Origin of the sequence: Caulobacter sp. DWR2-3-1b2, assembly GCF_049896345.1 — a bacterium.
Classification (GTDB): Bacteria; Pseudomonadota; Alphaproteobacteria; order Caulobacterales; family Caulobacteraceae; genus Caulobacter.
The window spans coordinates 1,198,424-1,217,461 of record NZ_JAFCUC010000001.1; the positions used below are offsets into that span (position 1 = coordinate 1,198,424).

Annotated in this window: 20 protein-coding genes and 1 pseudogene; 11 read left to right on the forward strand and 10 right to left on the reverse strand. The window is 67.3% G+C overall.

Features of this window, described 5'->3' with window-relative positions; genetic code table 11:
- Nucleotides 1-3: 3 nt before the first annotated feature.
- Together ACP694_RS05860 and ACP694_RS05865 are read right to left on the reverse strand one after the other, a co-directional pair.
- On the reverse strand, nucleotides 4-789 hold the full coding sequence (locus ACP694_RS05860) for a 3'(2'),5'-bisphosphate nucleotidase CysQ (protein ID WP_426011155.1): 786 nt from the start codon (nucleotides 787-789) through the stop codon (nucleotides 4-6).
- Entirely contained in the window at nucleotides 786-2,117 is a 1,332-nt protein-coding gene (locus ACP694_RS05865; protein WP_426011156.1) for a TldD/PmbA family protein, read from the reverse strand. The genes ACP694_RS05860 and ACP694_RS05865 overlap by 4 nt, the downstream gene beginning before the upstream one ends.
- Nucleotides 2,118-2,360: 243 nt before the next feature.
- On the opposite strand from ACP694_RS05865, the gene ACP694_RS05870 reads away from it, so the two are divergent.
- Nucleotides 2,361-3,038: a type 1 glutamine amidotransferase domain-containing protein gene (locus tag ACP694_RS05870; RefSeq protein WP_426011157.1), complete on the forward strand. Its 678-nt coding sequence runs from the start codon at nucleotides 2,361-2,363 to the stop codon at nucleotides 3,036-3,038.
- A gap of 41 nt (nucleotides 3,039-3,079) precedes the next feature.
- Here ACP694_RS05870 and ACP694_RS05875 read toward each other — a convergent pair whose 3' ends face one another.
- The 3 genes from ACP694_RS05875 to folE form a co-directional block, all read right to left on the reverse strand.
- A complete protein-coding gene (locus ACP694_RS05875; protein ID WP_426011158.1) occupies nucleotides 3,080-3,481 on the reverse strand; it encodes an MAPEG family protein in 402 nt (133 codons plus the stop codon).
- Nucleotides 3,482-3,615: 134 nt separating this feature from the next.
- Nucleotides 3,616-5,457 carry a M14 family metallopeptidase gene (locus ACP694_RS05880; RefSeq protein WP_426011159.1) on the reverse strand — a complete coding sequence of 614 codons (1,842 nt, stop codon included), beginning with the start codon at nucleotides 5,455-5,457 and terminating at the stop codon, nucleotides 3,616-3,618.
- Between the two features lie 111 nt (nucleotides 5,458-5,568).
- On the reverse strand, nucleotides 5,569-6,213 hold the full coding sequence (gene folE, locus ACP694_RS05885; protein ID WP_426011160.1) for a GTP cyclohydrolase I FolE: 645 nt from the start codon (nucleotides 6,211-6,213) through the stop codon (nucleotides 5,569-5,571).
- A gap of 189 nt (nucleotides 6,214-6,402) precedes the next feature.
- On the opposite strand from folE, the gene cysS reads away from it, so the two are divergent.
- From cysS to ACP694_RS05920, 7 genes are all read left to right on the forward strand, one after another.
- The gene (gene cysS / locus ACP694_RS05890; RefSeq protein WP_426011161.1) at nucleotides 6,403-7,839 is read left to right on the forward strand and encodes a cysteine--tRNA ligase; all 1,437 of its coding nucleotides are present in this window, start codon (nucleotides 6,403-6,405) and stop codon (nucleotides 7,837-7,839) included.
- Nucleotides 7,840-7,844: 5 nt separating this feature from the next.
- Nucleotides 7,845-8,606 (forward strand): 3-oxoacyl-ACP reductase, encoded by a 762-nt coding sequence (locus ACP694_RS05895; protein WP_426011162.1) that lies wholly within the window; start codon nucleotides 7,845-7,847, stop codon nucleotides 8,604-8,606.
- Nucleotides 8,607-8,785: 179 nt separating this feature from the next.
- A complete protein-coding gene (locus ACP694_RS05900) occupies nucleotides 8,786-9,253 on the forward strand; it encodes an SRPBCC family protein (RefSeq protein WP_426011163.1) in 468 nt (155 codons plus the stop codon).
- Entirely contained in the window at nucleotides 9,250-9,711 is a 462-nt protein-coding gene (locus ACP694_RS05905; protein WP_426011164.1) for an iron-sulfur cluster assembly scaffold protein, read from the forward strand. The genes ACP694_RS05900 and ACP694_RS05905 overlap by 4 nt, the downstream gene beginning before the upstream one ends.
- Nucleotides 9,712-9,765: 54 nt before the next feature.
- Entirely contained in the window at nucleotides 9,766-10,020 is a 255-nt protein-coding gene (gene yidD / locus ACP694_RS05910) for a membrane protein insertion efficiency factor YidD (protein ID WP_426011165.1), read from the forward strand.
- Complete coding sequence (thrS, locus tag ACP694_RS05915; protein ID WP_426011166.1) at nucleotides 10,017-11,999, forward strand: threonine--tRNA ligase; 1,983 nt, start codon at nucleotides 10,017-10,019, stop codon at nucleotides 11,997-11,999. The genes yidD and thrS overlap by 4 nt, the downstream gene beginning before the upstream one ends.
- Complete coding sequence (locus ACP694_RS05920) at nucleotides 11,999-12,925, forward strand: glycosyltransferase family 2 protein (RefSeq protein ID WP_426011167.1); 927 nt, start codon at nucleotides 11,999-12,001, stop codon at nucleotides 12,923-12,925. The genes thrS and ACP694_RS05920 overlap by 1 nt, the downstream gene beginning before the upstream one ends.
- A 190-nt stretch (nucleotides 12,926-13,115) precedes the next feature.
- On the opposite strand, the gene ACP694_RS05925 is transcribed toward ACP694_RS05920, so the two are convergent.
- Both ACP694_RS05925 and ACP694_RS05930 read right to left on the reverse strand, forming a co-directional pair.
- Entirely contained in the window at nucleotides 13,116-14,015 is a 900-nt protein-coding gene (locus tag ACP694_RS05925; protein ID WP_426011168.1) for a hydroxymethylglutaryl-CoA lyase, read from the reverse strand.
- The gene (locus ACP694_RS05930; RefSeq protein WP_426011169.1) at nucleotides 14,012-15,724 is read right to left on the reverse strand and encodes a phospholipid carrier-dependent glycosyltransferase; all 1,713 of its coding nucleotides are present in this window, start codon (nucleotides 15,722-15,724) and stop codon (nucleotides 14,012-14,014) included. Before ACP694_RS05930 ends, ACP694_RS05925 begins: the two co-directional genes overlap by 4 nt.
- A 55-nt stretch (nucleotides 15,725-15,779) precedes the next feature.
- Between ACP694_RS05930 and ACP694_RS05935 the strand changes: the two genes are divergently transcribed.
- The 3 genes from ACP694_RS05935 (at nucleotide 15,780) to ACP694_RS05945 (ending at nucleotide 17,829) form a co-directional block, all read left to right on the forward strand.
- Nucleotides 15,780-16,520, forward strand: coding sequence for a glycosyltransferase family 2 protein (locus ACP694_RS05935; RefSeq protein ID WP_426011170.1), 741 nt, complete (start codon nucleotides 15,780-15,782; stop codon nucleotides 16,518-16,520).
- 203 nt (nucleotides 16,521-16,723) lie between these two features.
- Entirely contained in the window at nucleotides 16,724-17,149 is a 426-nt protein-coding gene (locus ACP694_RS05940) for a hypothetical protein (protein ID WP_426011171.1), read from the forward strand.
- 359 nt (nucleotides 17,150-17,508) lie between these two features.
- Nucleotides 17,509-17,829, forward strand: coding sequence for a DNA-binding protein (locus ACP694_RS05945; protein WP_426011172.1), 321 nt, complete (start codon nucleotides 17,509-17,511; stop codon nucleotides 17,827-17,829).
- Here ACP694_RS05945 and ACP694_RS05950 read toward each other — a convergent pair.
- The 3 genes and pseudogenes from ACP694_RS05950 to phaR all read right to left on the reverse strand — a co-directional run bounded on the left by ACP694_RS05950 (nucleotide 17,826) and on the right by phaR (nucleotide 19,031).
- Nucleotides 17,826-18,167, reverse strand: coding sequence for a hypothetical protein (locus tag ACP694_RS05950; RefSeq protein WP_426011173.1), 342 nt, complete (start codon nucleotides 18,165-18,167; stop codon nucleotides 17,826-17,828). The two genes, ACP694_RS05945 and ACP694_RS05950, sit on opposite strands and share 4 nt — an antisense overlap.
- A gap of 35 nt (nucleotides 18,168-18,202) precedes the next feature.
- Nucleotides 18,203-18,343 (reverse strand): annotated as a pseudogene (locus ACP694_RS05955) (hypothetical protein); the annotation flags it as partial.
- Nucleotides 18,344-18,347: 4 nt separating this feature from the next.
- Nucleotides 18,348-19,031, reverse strand: a complete 684-nt coding sequence (gene phaR / locus ACP694_RS05960) for a polyhydroxyalkanoate synthesis repressor PhaR (protein WP_426011174.1) — start codon at nucleotides 19,029-19,031, stop codon at nucleotides 18,348-18,350.
- Nucleotides 19,032-19,038 lie beyond the last annotated feature (7 nt).

A 19,038-nucleotide genomic window follows, 5' to 3' on the forward strand; every position in this document is an offset into this window, starting at 1 on the left:
AGGTTATCGTTGTTGCAGGTCGATATGCCCGACGCGAGACAGGATCAACGGGGCAAGCGGCTTATTGGCGCAAACCACGCTCGGAAGCAGCGGATTGGGGCGGTTATAGGTGAAGCCGCGGCCCTTATGATCGACCAGCACCGCCCCAGCCTCGGCGCAGATCAGGTCGCCGGCCGCCAGGTCCCACTCGTTCTTGGACGACAGGGCGATGGCGGCGTCGAAGTCGCCGCAGGCCACCAGGCAGATGCGATAGGCGATCGAGTTGCGGCTCTCGATCCGCATGGGCGGCCAGGGCTCGGGCCAGCCGGGATAGGCGAACATCTTGGCGTCGCCCAGCATGGCCGCGCCGTCGAGCTGCGTGGCGGCGCTAGGCTTGATGGGCGCGCCGTTCAGGGTGGCCCCTTCGCTGACGGCGGCGGCGTAGGTCTCGTCCAGGGCCGGAGCCAGGACGACGCTGGCCACGGGCTTACCGCCCTCCACGACAGCGATCGACACCGAGAACCACGGCTTGCCCTTCAGATAGGCCGCCGTGCCGTCGATCGGATCGACCACGAACTGTCGCGTCGTCGCCAGGCGGGCCGGATCGTCGGCGGTTTCCTCCGACAGCCAGCCGTAGCCGGGCCGAGCCGTCATCAGGCGCTCCTTCAATAGGGCGTCCACCGCCAGGTCGGCGTCGGTGACCGGCGAGCCGCCCGCCTTGGACCAGACCTTAAGGCCCTTCTCGCGGGCCGAAACCGCCAGGGCTCCGGCTTCGCGCGCGGCCTCGAGGATCAGATCCAGATCCGTCATTTGCCGGCGATCGCCAGGCCGTCGACCAGCAGCGACGGGCTGTTGCTGGCCCCGCGCAGCTCCAGGTCGGAACCGACGACCAGGCGGGCATAGATGTCGATCAGGTTGCCGGCCACGGTGATCTCGGTGACCGGGCCGGTCGAGACCCCGTTCTCGAACCAGAAGCCGGAGCAGCCCACCGACCAGTCGCCGGTATTGCCGTTCAGCGAGGGGCCGAACATCGAGGTGACCAGCAGGCCCGTGCCGGCGTCGGCCATCAGCCCGGCCATGTCGCGGGTTCCCGGCTGCAGGGTCAGGTTATGGGTCGAGACGCCCGAGGGGCCGGCCAGGCCGCGCGAGGCGTGGCCGGTGCTCTGCAGGCCCAGTTGCTTGGCCGAGCCAATGTTCAGGATCCAGGTGGTCAGCACGCCGTCGTCGATCAGGGCGCGCGCCTCGCAGGCCACCCCCTCGTCGTCGAACGGGGCCGAGCCCAGGCCGCGCATCCGGAACGGATCGTCGAGCAGATTGACGCCCTTGGCGAAGACCGCCTTTCCCAGCCTGTCCTTCAGGAACGATGTGCCGCGGGCGATCGACGGGCCGGAGATCGCGCCGATCAGCGGGCTGAGCAGCGAGATGGCCAGGCGGTTCTCGAAGATCACCGGGGCGGTGGTCGAGGCGATCTTGCGCGGGTTCAGCTTGGCGACGGCCGACTCGCCAGCCTTGGTCCCGATGCTTTCCGGGGTCGGCAGGTCACTGGCGTGTCGGGTCGAGCGGCCTTCGCCGCCGCGCTCCATAAGCGCGCCCTCGCCGGCGATGGCCGAGGCGCTGACGCCAAAGCCGCTGGCCTGGTGCAGGCCGGAAAAGCCCTCGGTGGTCACCAGCCGCCAGGTCGAGGCGCTCCAGGATGACGAGCCGCCGTCGGAATTGGTCACGCCCGCCACGGCGCGGGCGGCGGCCTCGGCCTCGCGGGCCTGGGTCTCCAGGGTCTCGGCCGTAGGCTCGGTCGGGTCGTAGAGGTCCAGGTCGCGGAACGGCCCGCGTGCCAGGCGCTCGGCCGGGGCCAGGGCGGCATATTGATCCTCGGGGGCCAGGCGGGCCATCGCCACGGCCCGGTCGATCAGCTTGGCGCGGCCCTCGGCAGAGATGTCGGAGCCCGACACCGTCGCGCTCTGCTGGCCGATGAAGACCCGCAGCCCGATGTCGCGGGATTCCTCGCGCTCCACCTCTTCCAGTTCGCCCAGGCGAACGCCGACGGAAAGGGATTGGCGCTGCGCGAACACAGCCTCGGCGGCGTCGGCGCCGGCTTTGCGGGCGTCGGCGAGCACGTCTTGCAACAGGTTTTCGTCCATGGGGTCTTATGGACGAGGCGGCGGGGCGGGGGCAAGGCATTGGCGGCCTGGTCAGCGCGACCTGGCGTCGCGCGGCATGCGGTCGGGCTCGGGACGGCGATTTATTTGCCCTCTCGGCGGTTCGATGGCCGGGAGCGAGCATTATATGACGGTTGACGCGGAGCGGCCCTGTCCTCGCGCCCACCATTATGCCCCGACCCGCCCAACCCTAGATCCTCGCGGATTGCACCCCGGATAAACGCCATGAAGATCCTGATCGTCCTGACCTCGCACGACACGCTGGGCGACACCGGCAAGAAGACGGGCTTCTGGCTCGAGGAACTGGCCGCCCCCTATTATGTCTTCAAGGACGCCGGGGCCCAGCTGACCCTGGCCTCGCCGCTGGGCGGCCAGCCGCCGCTCGACCCCAAGAGCGACGAGCCCGACGCCCAGACCGACGACACCCGCCGGTTCAAGGCCGACGCCGAGGCCACGGCGGCCCTGGCCGCCACTGTCAAGCTGTCGACGGTCGTCGTCGCCGATCATGACGCGGTGTTCTATCCGGGCGGCCACGGCCCGCTGTGGGACCTGGCCAATGACAAGGTGTCGATCGACTTGATCGAGGCCGCGATTCAGGCCGGTAAGCCGGTGGCCCTGGTCTGCCACGCCCCAGGCGTGCTGCGCGACGTCAAGACGCCGGACGGCAAGCCGCTGGTCGAGGGCAAGACCGTCACCGGCTTCACCAATACCGAGGAAGACGCCGTGCAATTGACGAAGATCGTGCCGTTCCTGGTCGAGGACAGCCTCAAGCAAAACGGCGGCCTCTACACCAAGGGCGACGACTGGGCGCCCTACGTGGTGGAAGACGGCCTGCTGATCACCGGCCAGAACCCCGCCTCATCGGGGCCGGCCGCCTTGGCGCTGCTCAAGCACTTGGCCTAGGCGCGCTGCGGGCCGGGCGCTGGCGCCTGGCCCGCGATAGCTCATCCGATGGCGTAGAACAGCAGGGCCACGGCGGCGAAGATATAGGCCACCCAGGTGCAGATCATGCCCAGGGCGCGCGGAACCGAGGCGCCGCCACTGTTGGACAGGCCCACGGCATGGATCAGCCGGCCGGCGAACAGCATCAGTCCCACCACGTGGATGGCCAGGGGCGGGGCGCCGACCAGGGCCAGGGTGATGATCGCCGCCAGGCCAACGGGGACATATTCGCTGGCGTTGCCAAAGGCGCGGATGGCGCGGGCCAGCTCCGGAATGCCCTCGTCGCCCAGGGCCACCTTGTGTTTCTGGCGCAGCCGCACGACCAGCAGCGACAGGGTCAGCAGCAGGAAGACATGCAGGCCGACCCACAGGGCGGCGGCGTGACCGGAAGCGACGGTGTCCATCGGGCGTACTCGTGAGACTTGGTCTAGCGTGGCCGCATAAGGCCCAGCGTTCGACGAAGCTGGCAAGCCGGATCGTCGGGCGGGCGACCGAGGGCCGTCCAAGACGGGGACATGCCTTTGCGGCGTGTCCCCGGCTAGAGTTCTCGCCCGACTGGATAGAGCCGGTAGTGGTCGTCGTAATAGGGCGTCCGCGCGTAGAACCACCCCAGCCGGGCGTCGGGATCGGCGGCGAACTTTGGGTCGGCGGCCAGCTTGGCCTCGAACTGCGCCTTCAGCGCCGGATCGGCGGTCAGCATCTTCTCGGCGAGCGGGGCGATGGCGTAGCCCTCGATATATTCGACGCGCTGCAGCACTTCGGGGAACATGCCCCAGGCGAAGAAGCTCTCATCGCTTTCCGGCTCAAGCAGCAGGGTGACCATCTCGCCGAGCGGCTGGTCGGTCGAGACGCGGACCGAGCCGGTCGGAAAGGTGACGGTGCGAGTCTCGTGGGTGACCGGGCCGGCGGTGAGCTCGACATGGCCCTCATTGGCGCGGGTCGCGAGCTTGGGGGCGGTGAAGCGGATCATGTCCACCGACACCGTCCGGGGCGCCGCCAGGGCCTCCATCGCCACGCCGTGGATGCGCAGGCGTTCGATGATCTCGGGCTTGGCCGAGGAAATCCAGTAGGCCTTGGCCGGGGTCAGGTCGAGGGCCGGCTGGCTGGTGTAGAGCGGCAATGACCAGGGTACGGGATCGGGCTTGCCCAGCCACCGCACCTCCTGGTGGCCCGAGGCGGGCGAGACATAGGTCTCGAACTGCACGCCCAGGAAGCTCTCGATGCGCAGCGGCTTGCCGCCGCCCCCAAAATCGGCCCCGAAATTGGCCTTGACCACGGCGGGGCGCGCGGCGCGGTCCGCAAGCTCGGCGGCCCGCAAGGCGGCGCCGTCGCGGGCCAGCAGTTTCAGGGCCTCCTCCAGCAGCACATAGGTCCCCAGCACCCGCTGGCGGTAGGGCTTGAGCGAATGGTTCTCGACCAGCACAGTGGCGATGTGGGCGGCGTCGCCATAGCCGTTGGAATAGCGAAGCGACGCCGGCGAGGCGCCCAGGCCCTTCTTCGGATCCCGCTCATCGAGCGCGAAGACCAGTTGGCCGGGGATGTGGCCCGCCGCCTTCAGACCCGCCGCCGTAGCCGGCAGGAAGCTGTTGTCGAGCCAGGCCGAGGTCGCCTTCGAGCGTGCGAAGTCGCCCCTGTAGCCGGCCCAGCCATAGGTGATGTCGTACTGGTAGTCCTCGCCGTCGGTGACGTGGATGTCCATGTAGAGATCGGGCTTCACCTTGCCGATCAGCGTGATCATCGCCCGCATCTCCGGCGAGTCGAGCTTGCCGTAGTCGCGGTTGAGATTGAGGTTCTGGGCGGTGTGGCGCCAGCCCTGAACCACCGGGCCGCGCTGGTTGGGACGGCTGTAGGGCGACGCGCGCTCATGGCCATCGACGCTGAAAATTGGCACGAAGACCAGGTTGACCTTATCGAGCAGGGCGTCCTTGGCGGGGAAGGCCCCCCTTCCGAAGGCGATGTCGCGCAGCAGCATCATGCCGGCGTCCTTGCCGTCGATCTCGCCCGGATGGATGCCAGCCTGGACCAGCAGCACCGGCTTCTCGGGATCGAAGGCCGCGCCGTCCTTGCTGACGAACACCACCAGCAGGTCACGACCTTCCGGCGACTGGCCAAAGCTTTCCATGCGGATCAGCGGCGAGGCCGTGTCGAGCTTTTCCAGCCAGGCGCGGGTCTCGGCATAGTTGGGAGAGGCGGTCAGGCCGGTCAGCTCCGAGGGCGTGATCCACGGGTCGGACGGCTTGGCGATCAGCGTCTCGCTGGCCCCATGCCAGGCTAGGGCGGGCGGGAGGATATCGGACTCCCAGGGGGCTTTTGGAGTTTCAGCCATCGTCACGCCCGCCGTCATCGCGACGGCGACCGCCGCCAGACCTGTTTTCCACATTATTCCCCCTTCGGGCGCCGCTGCCCGAGCCGATGCGGGGACATGCACTTGTGCGTGTCCCCAACCGACGCAGGGCTTCATGGGGACACGCACAAGTGCATGTCCCCAACCCTATTTCCGCGTCACCAGGTCCATGAACCGCTGCTGCAACACCTTGTCGGTCTTGAACACGCCGCGAAACTGGGTGGTGATGGTCGAGACGTCGTGGTGGTGGACGCCGCGGGTGCTCATGCACTGGTGCTCGGCGTCGATCAGCACGGCCACGCCAGCGGCCGACAGGTGGTCCTCGATGGCGTCGGTGATCTGCATGGTCATGGTCTCCTGAGTCTGGAGGCGCTTGGCGAAGATCTCGACCAGCCGGGCCAGCTTGGACAGGCCCACGACCTTGCCAGTCGGCATATAGGCCACCCAGGCCTTGCCCAGGAACGGGGCCATGTGGTGTTCGCAATGGCTCTGCACCTCGATGCCGCGCAGCATGACCATGTCGTCATAGCCCTGCACGTCCTCGAAGGTGCGGCTCAGCGCCTTGGCGGGATCGCCCTGATAGCCGGCGAACCATTCGCCATAGGCGTCGACCACGCGTTGCGGCGTATCAAGCAGGCCTTCGCGGTCGGGATTGTCGCCGGCCCAGGCCAGCAGGGTGCGGACGGCCGCCATGGCCTGTTCGCGGGAGGGGCGCCCCTCTATCCGGGCGAGATCGTCCGCAGCGCAGCTGCACTGTTCGAGGAGGGTCTTTGTGGGGGTCACGGCATCCATGTTCGGAAGGTTTCTTTCCACGGGCTGAGTTGCGCCGGAGCGCCCTTCGCCCCGGAATTACGCGTGCCACCCGTATGAAGGCGTGTCGGCGCCCATCAAGGGCGTGGTTCCAAAACGCTCAGATAGCTATATGGGACGCACACAAACTCCGGCAACACCCTCCCGTTACGTCAGGCGACCTTCTTTCCCATGACTCTCAAGCTCCACGACACCATGACGCGCGAAAAGCGCGACTTCGTCCCCGCCGATCCGAGCCGGGTGACGATGTATGTCTGCGGGCCCACGGTCTATAACCACGCCCATATCGGCAATTTCCGGCCCGTCGTGGTGTTCGATGTGCTGTTCCGTCTGCTGCGCCATGTCTATGGCGACGAGGCGGTGGTCTATGCCCGCAACGTCACCGACGTGGACGACAAGATCAACGCCAAGGCCACGGCCGAGGGCGTGGATATCAAGGTCATCACCGACCGCTACCTGGCCTCCTACCACGCCGACGCCGCCGGCCTGCTGACCCTGCCGCCGACGCTTGAGCCCAAGGCCACCGAGCACATGGCCGCAATCCTCGAGATGATCGGCCAGCTGGTGGCCAAGGGAGCGGCCTACGCCGCCGAGGACCACGTGCTGTTCGACACCCAGGCCTTCCCCGACTACGGCCAGCTTTCGGGCCGGAACATGGACGACATGATCGCCGGCGCCCGGGTCGAGGTCGCGCCCTACAAGCGCCACCCGGCCGACTTCGTGCTGTGGAAGCCCTCGAAGGAAAACGAGCCGGTCTGGGACAGCGTCTTCGGCCCCGGTCGCCCCGGCTGGCACATCGAATGCTCGGCGATGATCGACAAGGCCCTGGGCCAGACCATCGACATCCATGGCGGCGGCATCGACCTGGCCTTCCCGCACCACGAGAATGAGCTGGCCCAGAGCCGCTGCGCCCACGACCTGCCAGTGTTGGCGAACTACTGGCTGCACAACGGCTTCCTGGATATGAGCGGCGAGAAGATGTCCAAGAGCCTGGGCAATGTGATCATCCCGCACGAACTGCTGAAGACCACCCCGGGCGAGGTGATCCGCTGGGCGCTGCTGTCGGGCCACTATCGCCAGCCGCTGGACTGGACGCCGGAGTTGATCGAGCAGAGCCGCAAGGCCCTGGACCGGCTGTACAAGACGCTTCAGGACGCCAAGGCGGCAATCGGTGATTTCGATTACCTTTCTGACGTCTGGCAAGACCCGCAAGTTCGGCCAAAGCTGGATCGGTTCAACGCGTCTCTTTACGACGATCTCAACACCCCTGGAGCAATCTCAGGGCTGTTCGGGCTAAGCTCTGAGCTGCGCGGGGTACTGATGGCCGATCATGATTTTGACAAGCGTACATTGATCGGCATTCATCGCGACACGTTAGTCCAAGCTGGAGGCATGCTGGGCTTCCTGCAGGCCGACCCCGACGCCTGGTTCGAGGGCGACGCCGACGATGACCTCAAGGCCAAGGTCGAGGACCTGCTGGCCCGCCGCATCGCCGCCCGCACCGCCAAGGACTGGACCGCCGCCGACGCCATCCGCGCCGAGATCGACGCCCTGGGCGTGGTGGTCATGGACGGTCCGGCCGGGGCGACGTGGCGGATGAAGGACTGATCGGCGTGAACATCGACGAACAGATCGTCCTGGTCTCCGGCGGCGGCCGGGGCCTGGGCGCCGCCATCGCCCGGGCCTTCGCGGATCAGGGCGCCTCGGTGGTCATCAACTATCGCCGCAGCGAGGCTGCGGCCCTGGCGCTCGCCGAGGAACTTGGCGACGGGGCCTTGGCTCTCCAGGCCGACGTCAGCGACCGCGACGCGGTTCGCCGCCTGGTCAATGACGCCGCCGAGCACTTCGGAAGCCACGTCACCACGGTGATCAACAATGCCCTGGGCGACTTCAGCTTCAATGGCGATGGCCGCCACACCCTGCAGACGATCCCGTGGGAGGATTTCCAGAGCCAGCTGAACGTCTCGCTGCGCGGCTCGCTGAACCTCATCCAGGCCACCGCCCCGGCCATGGAGAACGCCGGCTTTGGCCGGGTGATCAATATCGGCACCAACCTGTTCCAGAACCCGGTGGTGCCCTATCACGACTACACCGCCGCCAAGGCCGCCCTGCTGTCGCTGACCCGCACGGCGGCCGCCGACCTCGGCCCCGGCGGGATCACCGTCAACATGCTGTCGGGCGGCCTGCTGCGCACCACCGACGCCAGCGCCGCCACGCCCGAGGCGATCTTCGACCTGATCGCCCAGAGCACGCCGCTGCGCCGGGTGACCACGCCCGCCGAGTTCGCCGACGCCGTGCTGTTCTTCGCCTCGCCCTGGAGCCGCGCGATCACCGGCCAGAACCTGGTGGTGGATGGGGGACTGGTGCGGGACTAGATTACACTCATAATAAACCGCTCATCCCGGCGAATGCCGGGACCCAGATGGAATGGCTTTGGGGCTGACGCCAAAAACGTTGAGCTCCTCCAATCATCCACCCCGCTCTGGGATCTGGGTCCCGGCATTCGCCGGGATGAGCGGAAAATGAGAATGACCAGAGAGCCGGATTTCGACCCATGCAACGCGCCGTAGAACATCGCATCGGGGTGCAAGCCCCCGCCGACCTGGTCTGGGAAGTGATTTCCGACTTCGCGACCTGGGGCGCCTGGAACCCCGTCCATCCGCGCATCGAGGGCGAGATGCGGATCGGCACGACCCTGACCACGGCGTTCGTCACCGAGAGCGGGACCGACATCCTGACGCCGATCGTCCAGGACTGGGTGCCCTACGAGCAGCTCCACTGGCGCACCAAGCGGCTGAAGGGCTTCGTCACCGCGATCCGCTATATCGAGATCGACAAGAAGGGCGAGGAAAACGCCATCTTCTCCAACGGCGAGCTGTTCATCGGCCCGCTGGTCCGCTTCGTCAGCCGGGACGAGCGCAGGCGGCTGCGGGCGGCGTTCACGATCATGGGCGAGGCCTTGCGCGATCATGTCGAGGCCCTCTGGTCGGAACGCCAGAAGACCCCCATCTCAGCGTCATGATCGACGACCTCTATTCGGCGCGAATCCTGGGCCTGGTGGCCAACATGCCGCGCGCCGGCCGCCTGGCCGCGCCGGACGCCAGCAGCGAAAAGACCGCCAAGCTGTGCGGCAGCCGAATCATCGTCGATGTGACGGTGGCAGACGGTCGCGTGTCCGACTTCGCCCAGGATGTCACCGCCTGCGCCCTGGGCCAGGCCTCGGCAGCGATCCTGGGCGCCCAGGTGGTCGGCGCGGATCTTTCCGAGATCGAGTTGGCCCGCGACGCCTTGCGCGCTATGCTGAAGTCGAACGGTTCGCCCCCCGCAGGCCGATTTTCGGAGCTCGCCGTGCTGGAGCCGGTCAAGGACTATCCCGCCCGTCACGCCTCGACGCTTTTGGCGTTCGAAGCCGCAGTCGAGGCTGTCCGTACAGCCACAGCCGCCGACCAAACCCGAACTCGCCGCGCCGGCGCCGCTTGATCGGGTCTTTTCGCTAGTCGATAAGGACCCGACTCCGTTCGCGAAACCGCCGGCATGACCTTCTACGAACGCACCGTCGACCTGGGCCTGAAGGCCTACAAGACGACGCTCTCGCCCTTCATCGGGCGTCAGTGCCGGTATCTGCCGACCTGCTCGGAATACGCGGCCCAGGCGCTCAAGGATCACGGACCCTTCAAGGGGTCCTGGCTCGCGGTGGGACGGATTTGCCGATGCAATCCGTTTGGCGGCTCGGGGTTCGACCCGCCGCCTCCGCCGACGCAGCCGCGCAAGTGGAAATGTGAAGAATGATCGACCTGATTTTCCCCGACGGCTCGGCCCGCCAATATGCTGACGGATCGACGGGCCGCGACGTGGCCGCCTCGATCTCCAAGTCGCTGGAGAAGAAGGCTCTCGTTATAAAGCTGGACGGCGTGCTGCTGGACCTGGATCGTCCGCTGACGCCCGATCTGCTGGGCGGCGGAAACCGCTTTGAGATCATCACGCGCGAGTCGCCCGAGGCGCTTGAGATCATCCGCCATGACACCGCCCACGTGATGGCCGAGGCCGTGCAGGAGCTGTTCCCCGGCACCCAGGTGACGATCGGCCCCAATATCGAGGACGGGTTCTTCTACGATTTTGCCCGCGACGAGCCGTTCAGCCTGGACGACCTGGCGACGATCGAGGCCCGCATGCGCCAGATCGTCGATCGCGACGAGAAGATTCGCCGCGAGGAGGTCGATCGCGACGTGGCCATCGCCGACTTCGAGTCCAAGGGCGAGACCTACAAGGCCCAGATCATCCGCGACCTGCCGGCCAGCGACACGATCACGGTCTATCACCAGGGCCCCACCTGGAAAGACCTGTGCCGCGGTCCCCACCTGCCGTCGACCAAGCATGTCGGCAAGGCCTTCAAACTGACCAAGCTGGCCGGCGCCTATTGGCGCGGCGATCAGAACAACGCCCAGCTGCAGCGCATCTACGGCACCTCGTGGGCCTCCGACGCCGATCTGGCGGCCTATCTGCTGCGCATCGAGGAAGCCGAGCGGCGCGACCACCGCAAGCTGGGCCGCACCATGGACCTTTTCCACATCCAGGAAGAGGGCAAGGGCATGGTGTTCTGGCACCCCAAGGGCTGGACGCTGTACCTGGCGCTGGAGGCCTATATGCGCCGCCGGCTGGACGCGGCGGGCTATCGCGAGGTCAAGACGCCGCAGATCCTCGACAAGAGCCTGTGGGAGCGTTCGGGCCACGCCGAGAAGTTCGGCCACGCCATGTTCATGTGCGAAACCGCCGAGGGCGAGGTCTTGGCCGTCAAGCCGATGAACTGCCCGGGCCACATCCAGATCTTCAATGTCGGCCAGAAGAGCTATCGCGAGCTGCCGCTGCGCATGGCCGAGTTCGGGGCCTGCCACCGCTACGAGCCGTCGGGCGCCATGCACGGCATCATGCGGGTGCGGGCCTTCACCCAGGACGACGCCCACATCTTCTGCCGCGAAGAGCAGGTCACGGAGGAAAGCGCGCGCTTCATCGAACTGTTGCGCAGCGTCTATAGCGACCTCGGCATGCATCTGGCCGACACCAAGTTTTCGACGCGCCCGGAGCTTCGCGCAGGTGACGACGCGGTCTGGGACAAGGCCGAAGCCGCCCTCTCGGCCGCCGCCGAGGCCGCCGGTGAAACCCTGGTGCTGCAAGAGGGCGAAGGCGCCTTCTACGGCCCCAAGCTGGAGTTCTCGCTGAAGGACGCCATCGGCCGGGTCTGGCAGTGCGGCACGCTGCAGCTGGACTTCGTGCTGCCGGAGCGGCTCGACGCCGAATACGTGGCCGAGGACGGCTCCAAGCAGCGACCGGTCATGCTGCACCGAGCGATCCTGGGCTCGTTTGAGCGTTTTATCGGCATTCTGCTGGAAAACTACGCCGGCAACCTGCCGCTGTGGCTGGCGCCGGTCCAGGTTGTCGTGGCCACCATTACGTCGGATGCTGACGACTACGCCCAGGGCGTCGCTGATCGGTTGACTTCAATGGGCATTCGCGCAGAGGTCGATCTTCGTAACGAGAAGATCAACTACAAGATTCGCGAGCACAGCCTCGCCAAGGTTCCGGTGATTGCTGTGGTCGGGCGTAAGGAAGCTGAGAATGGAGAGGTCGCCCTGCGTCGCCTGGGCGGCGAGGGGCAGCGGGTGCTGTCGCTGGCCGAGGCTGTCTCGGTGCTGACCGAAGAGGCCACCCCGCCCGATCTGGCTCGCCAGCGCGCCGCCGTGACCCGCCCAGCGGAGTTGGCTAAGGCCTGATGAACAGCATTCTTGCTTCCCGGTCGACCTTTGTCTCGGGTGCGCGGCCGATCGGGCCGCGTGTCTCCGTGGTCATGGTCGTCTACCAGACGGGGGAGGCCCTGACCGACAGCATCCGGTACGTTCTGGAGGAGCCGCTGGTCGATGAGTTCGTCATCATCGACAACGGCTCGCCCCCGTCCGAGGCCGAGATGCTGCGGTCGCTGGGCCTGGCCGAACCGCGCATCGTGCTGCAGCAGGGCCACGGCAATGTCGGCTTCGCGCGGGGCGCCAACATGGGCGCCGAGACCGCGCGCGGCGAATACATCATCTTCCTCAATCCCGACGCCAACCTGCAGGCCGATTGCGTGGAGGCCCTGGTCGCCGCCTTCGAGGGCCAGCCGGCGCCCACCCTGGTCGGCGCTCGGGTGATGAACACCGACGGCACCGAGCAGCGCGGCGGACGTCGCGGCGAAGTCACCCCGGTGACCACCCTGCTGAGTTTTAGCCACCTGACCGGGCGTTTCCCCGGCTTGAGCAAGTTCGAGATCCATCGGGAAAACGAGCCGGTGCCGCACGCGCCGATCCCGATGCCGACCATCTCCGGCGCCTGTTTCGCCCTGCGGCGCGGCGATTTTGACCTGCTGGGCGGCTTCGACGAGGGCTATTTCCTGCACGTCGAGGACATCGACCTGTGCTGGCGCGCCCGCCAGGCCGGCGGCCAGGTGCTTTTTCAGCCTAACGCCAGGGTCATCCATCTGGGCCACACCAGCCTGGAACACCCGATGAAGGTCGAGTTCCACAAGGGCGTGGGCCTGTCGCGCTACTTCATCAAGCGCGCCGACACGGTGCAGCGCTACATCATCGCGGTGATCCTGGCCCCGGCCATCCTGCTGATGAGCGTCTCGCGCCCGCTGATCTGGAAGCTGACGGGCCGGCCGATCTGAGGTCTTCCCTCTCCCCTTGCGGGAGAGGGTGGCCCCAAGGAGTGGGGTCGGGTGAGGGGTCGAAAGACCTGTCCGCCGCGATCAGCCGGAAGGCCGGTCGCGCTGGTCATCGTTTGGCTGGTCATCGTTTGAGAGACCCCTCATCCGACGCCCTTCGGCCGCCACCTTCTCCCGCAAGGGGAGAAGGATCTTAGCTCGGAAATCCGCCCGCCCGCGCAAGCGAAGACGCCGGGGCCTTGCCCAGGCGCTCGCTGATGTCGCGGCCAATCCCGATCAGGGCCGAGAGGTCGTACCCGGTCTCGAACCCGGCCCGCTCGAGCATGTAGACCAGATCCTCCGTCCCGATATTGCCGGTGGCGTTGGGCGCGAAGGGGCAGCCGCCCAGGCCGCCGACCGAGGCGTCAAGCACGTCGATCCCGGCTTCGACGCTGGCATAGGCGTTGGCCAGGCCGGTATTGCGGGTGTCGTGGAAGTGCATCCGCAGGCGCACGTCGGGCGCGGCGGCGCGCACGGCCTCGATCCGGGCGCGGACGGTCCAGGGGTCGGCGACGCCGATGGTGTCGGCGATGGCGATCTCGGCCACGCCCAGGGACGCGGCCTCGCGGGCGATGGCCACGACCTGGTCCTCAGGCACCTCGCCGTCGAACGGGCAGCCGAAGGCCACCGAGATGGTCGCAGTGATCGGCGGGCCGCCCTCGACCGCCTGGCGCTCGACGATGGCGGCCAGGGCGTCCATCTGCTGGGCGCAGGTGGCGCCCTGGTTGGCGACGCCGAAGCCGTCGGTGGCGCAGACCACCACATTGGCCTCGTCGCACTGGGCGGCCACGCAGCGCTCCCAGCCGCGCATGTTCAGCACCAGGCCGATGCGCGAATGGACGAGGTCGGCCGGTAGGGCGGCCATGATCTCCTCCGCGCCGGCCATCTGCGGCACGCGGTTGGGATTGACGAAGGACACCGTCTCGATCCGCTTGGCGCCCGCCGCCTCAAGCCGACGGATCATCGCCAGCTTGTCATCGACGGTCAGCGACAGTTTCTCGTTCTGTAGCCCGTCGCGCGGACCGACCTCGACGATCTGAATGAAGCGGCTCATGGGGCGCTCTCCGGTTCGGGAAGCGGGACGCCGCCGTCGATCTCGGTCTCGGGCTGGGGCGCGCCGCGATAGAGGGTCAAGCGCTCCTTGTCGCCGTCGGAATAGTCGAAGCCCTCGACCACGCCCGCTGGTCGCGCGACCTCTCCCAGCGCCATCAGGGCTGCGCGGAAAGCGGCCTCCTGCCGGCCCTCGACCACGGCCGGACGGCCCTGGGCCACGGCCTTGGCGGCGCCGGCCGGGTCGGTCAGTTCGGTGGTGGTGCCCAGCAGAAAGACCATGCTTGGCTCGGCATAGCCGGTGACAGCCACCGGGCCGGGCGCGCCGGCGCGCGGGGCCATGTCGGCCTTCTCCAGCGCCGCCTCGAGGCGCGGGGCCAGCAGCAGCGGCTCCAGGCGCGGCACGAGCCCGGCGACCAGGGCGGCATGGGCCAGAATGCCCAAGGCCCCGGCCGTGAACAGGGCGATGGCGGCGGTCTTGCGCATCAGCAACACGCCCCCGACGATCCCGGCGGCGGCGAACAGCAGGGCGGTGACCGCCGTCCAGGCGATGTCGGACCGGTCGCCATATTCGGCCTGCAGATAGATCGCCCCCGCCGCGAAGACCAGGCCAGCGAGCGCGCTCAACACCGCGCCGATCAGCCGCGAAATGCCCCCCGAGGGCGCGCGCAAGGTCGCCGCCATCAGCATGGCCAGGGCCGGTACAGCGGGCAGGGTGTAATGGGCGAGCTTGGTGGGCAGCAGTTCGAACACCAGCCAGGTCGGGATCAGCCAGCACAAAGCGAAGCGCACCCCGGCCTCCTTGCGCCCCGTCCAGCCCAGGGCCACGCCCGAGGGCAGCAGCAGGGTGGCGGGGAACATCAGCAGGAAGGCGGCCAGGGCGTAGCTGCCGAACGGCGCGCCGTGGCTCTCCTGACCGCCCGCCAGCTTGGGCGCCAGGTCGCTGGCCACCGCGGTGGACCAGAACGCCCCGTCGGTGGCGATGGTGATCATGGTCGCCCAGGGCAGGACGATGGCGGCCAGCAGGATCATTCCCCAGCCCCAGCCGAGGTCCTTCAGCCACGGGGCCTTGCGGTCCCAGGCCCACAGGGCCGCGATGCTCAGCATCACCACCATTAACCCGACCGGACCCTTGATCAGAACGCCCATCGCCAAGCCGATCCAGAAGGCCAGCTTGGTCCAGCGGTTGACGCGCTCACCGTTCAGATGGGCGGCGTAGATCTGCGCCACGGCGGCCATGGCCAGGGTGGTGAAGCCGCACAGGGCCGCGTCGGTCTTGGCGATGAAGGCCTCGGTCGACAGCAGGATCGTCGCGCCGAGGATCGCGCCCGACAGCAGGCCGGTCTTGGGGCCCAGCAGCGCCGCCGCTCCCCAGGCGCAGGCCGCCGCCGCCAGCATGGCCCCCAGCAGCGAGGGAAGGCGATAGGCCCAGACGCCCCGGTCCTCGGGCGCGGAAAAGGCGGCGACGCTGGCGGCCTGCAGCCAGTGGATGCCCACCGGCTTCTTGAAGCGCGGCTGGTCCTGGAACCTGATGACCACCAGGTCGTCGGTTTCCAGCATCTGGGCGGTGGCCTGGGCGAAGCGTGATTCGTCTCGGTCGAGCGGCGGCATGGCGAAGACGCCAGGCAGGCCGGCGATCAGCGCCACCAGGGCCGCCAGCAGCGGTCCCCGCCACCCGCGGCTCCAGTCATCCAGGCGAGATTCGAGTGTCATGGTTCTGGAATAGCACGATCCTTTATCCTGGCGACTTTTGCGGTATTAGAGGGCGATGACCGCCTCGACCGCCGCCGCAGCGCCCGACTATTCCATCGTCGTCCCCGTCTTCGACGAGGGCGGCGCGGCGCCGGCCCTCGCCCGCGAGATCGCGGCGGCCTTCGCGGGAGAAAGCCACGAGATCATCTTCATTGACGACGCCAGCCGCGACGACACCCGCGCGCTGCTGGTCGCCCTGAAGACCGAGATCCCGCAGTTGCGGGTGCTGAGCCACCGCAAGAATTCCGGCCAAAGCCGCGCCGTGCGCAGCGGCGTGCTGGCGGCCCGCGCGCCGATCATCGTCACCCTGGACGGCGACGGCCAGAACGATCCCGCCGACGCGCCTCGTCTCGCGAAAGCCTTGAAGGCGGCGCCGGACGACCTGGCCCTGGTCGGCGGCGAGCGGGTCAAGCGCCAGGACAGCTCGGCCAAGCGCTTCGCCTCGAAGTTCGGCAACGGGGTGCGCAAGCGCCTGCTGAAGGACACTGCCAACGACACCGGCTGCGGGCTCAAGGCCTTCCGCCGCGAGGCCTTCCTGCGGCTCCCCTATTTCGACCACATCCACCGCTACATCCCGGCCCTGATGCTGCGCGAGGGCTACCGCGTCGATTTCCAGCCCGTGAACCATCGCCATCGCGAGAGCGGGGTGTCGAAATACACCAATTTCGGCCGGCTCAAGGCCTCGGTGTCCGACCTGCTGGGCGTGATGTGGCTGCAGACGCGGCTGCGCAACCCGCGGGGCGTGGACGAAGTCTAGAGCAAGCCGCGCGATATAGGAATCGCACGGCTTGCTCTAGACTTCTGTTTTCGCATCGCTTTTGCGGAAAACCGGTGGCCACTTTTCCGCGCGATGCTCTAGGCGCTTCGCGCCTAGCGCTCGCCTTCCAAGCGGTCGCAGCTTCACCGCGCGCCCGAAACCGGTTAACCTTGAAGTCGCGCCATCCTGGGGGAGAGCCAAACATGTTCGCCGCGTTTCCGCTGCTGGCCTTGCCGGTGTTGATCTACAACCTGATCGTCCTGACCTTCGCGGGCGGCTTCGGCTCGAACGCCGCTCAATACCGCCTGGCCGAGCAGCTGTTCACCATCCACATGACCTCCAAGGCCGACTGGGTGGTCAGCCTGGGCGACCTGTTGCTGGCGGCATCCTTGGTGGTGCTGTTCGTCGAGCTGCTGAAGTCGACGACCAGCCGCAAGATCGCGATCATCAACCACTCGCTGTCGATGGTGCTGTTCATCCTCTGCCTGGTCGAGTTCCTGCTGGCGCCCGCCTTCGGAACCTCGGTCTTCTTCCTGCTGACAGTGATGGTGCTGCTGGACGTGCTGGCCGGCTTCATCGTCACCATCGTCTCGGCCCGCCGCGACGTCGACTTCAGCGACGCGCATTAGTTTCACGGCCGGGGACATGCCCTTGGGCGTGTCCCCGTGTTCAAGCGACACACCCGCCGGTAGGGACACGCCAAGGGCATGTCCCCAATCGTGCCCTCGAATTTGAGCTCGAGCATTTTTCGAGCGAAGTGGTTCCGGTTCGCGTGAAGAAAAATGCGTCAGAACAAAAGATTAGAGCTCACGGCCTGACGCAGTCAGGTCGGGAAATGCTCTAGGTCAGCGCCGTGAAGATCAGCGTCACGACGGCGATGTCGAAGAAGCGGGTGGCCAGGGTGAGCAGCATGGGAAACTCGCGAGACGGTTACCCACGAGTTAAGCAAGACTGGCGCCAACCCGTTCCGGCGCGCTAGCTTCCGCCCATGGCGCTCTTCTTCGATCAGGCCTGGTATGATGAACGGCTGGCCGAGCGCGGCCTCGCCCGCGCGGTGCTGGCCGCCGTGGCCGGCATGAGCGGCGAGGAGCTGGCCCTGGCCTACAAGGACCAGCGCGAGCTGACCGCCGCCCAGATCGCCGCCTTCGCCGAGGTTCTGGGTGTTTCGCTGGCCGAGGCGGCGCGCCGGGCGGGCGTAGGCGCGCATGCGGCCTCGCCGCCGGCGGGGCTGTCGCTGGACCAAAAGGTGGCGTCGCTGGAGCAACGGGTCGCGGCTTTGGAAGCCGAACTGGCTCGGCGAAAGTCCTAGATCTCGGTCTTCTTGATCAGGCCTGCCCGGGGGCGACGGTCGGCCGGGCCGGAATATTCCGTGCCGAGATAGGTCGAACGCGCCGCGTCGAGCACTTCCTGCCCACCGCGCAGCCCGCGCTTCTGGCCGCTCTGGCCCATCACGTGGGCGGCGAAGGTGGCGAAGGCGCCTCGGCCCCTATTGGTATTTTTGGGAGGGGGCGGCTGGGGAGCGGGCGCCTCGTCACGCACGAACGTCACGTCCTCGCCGTCCGCTTCGGGGCGGTCGGTGTCGCGAGGCGCGGGCAACGCCCGGCGCGCGGCTTGGACGCGGCGGATAGGGTCGATCGGACCATTCATGGTGAAGAGATAACGCCGCGAGCGTTAAGAACGGATCAGTCGGCGTGGTTAAGGGATCGTGGCAAGGCTGCGTCCTTCGAGGCCCGCTTCGCGGGCGCCTCAGGATGAGGATCTTTTGCTCTGAATTCCTCATCCTGAGGTGCGAGGCGAAGCCGAGCCTCGAAGGACGCAACACGCCCCCTAGGGCTTGGTCGCCAGCTTCTCGATCTGCTGCTGCATGGCCTCAAGCTGGCGCTTGAGGTCGGCCAGCGAGTCCTCGCTGGGCGCCGAGGCCGGCGTGGCGGGCGGCGGCGGTTCGGCCGGCGTGGCGGCGGGCGCATCCTCGGGGCGGGCATAGGCGAAGGGCGAGAACATCTTCATGGCCCGGTCGAACAGCGCCATGTTCTGACGAATCTGGTCTTCGTAGACGCCGATCGTGGGCATGCCGACGGCGGGGATGCCCTTGACGGGCGTCAGGCCGGCGAATTGGGTGCGCATCCGCTCCTGCTGCTTGGTGAAGCTCTCCAGCGACATTTCCAGATAGCTGGGCACGAAGGCCTGCATGGAATTGCCGTAGAAACCGATCAACTGGCGGAGGAACTGGATCGGCAGCAGGTTCTGGCCGCCGCCGCGATTTTCCTCTTCGAAGATGATCTGGGTCAGCACCGAGCGGGTGATGTCGTCATTGGTCTTGGCGTCATAGACCACGAAATCCACGCCCTCCTTCACCATGTCCGACAGGTGTTCCAGCGTGACGTAAGAGGAAGACGCTGTATTGTAGAGGCGACGGTTGGCGTATTTCTTGATGACGACCTTGGGGCCGGCGGCTTTTTCGCCGGGCGCGCGGGCCGATGGCGTTTCGCCGTTTTCGTTGTTCTCGGACATTTCGTTC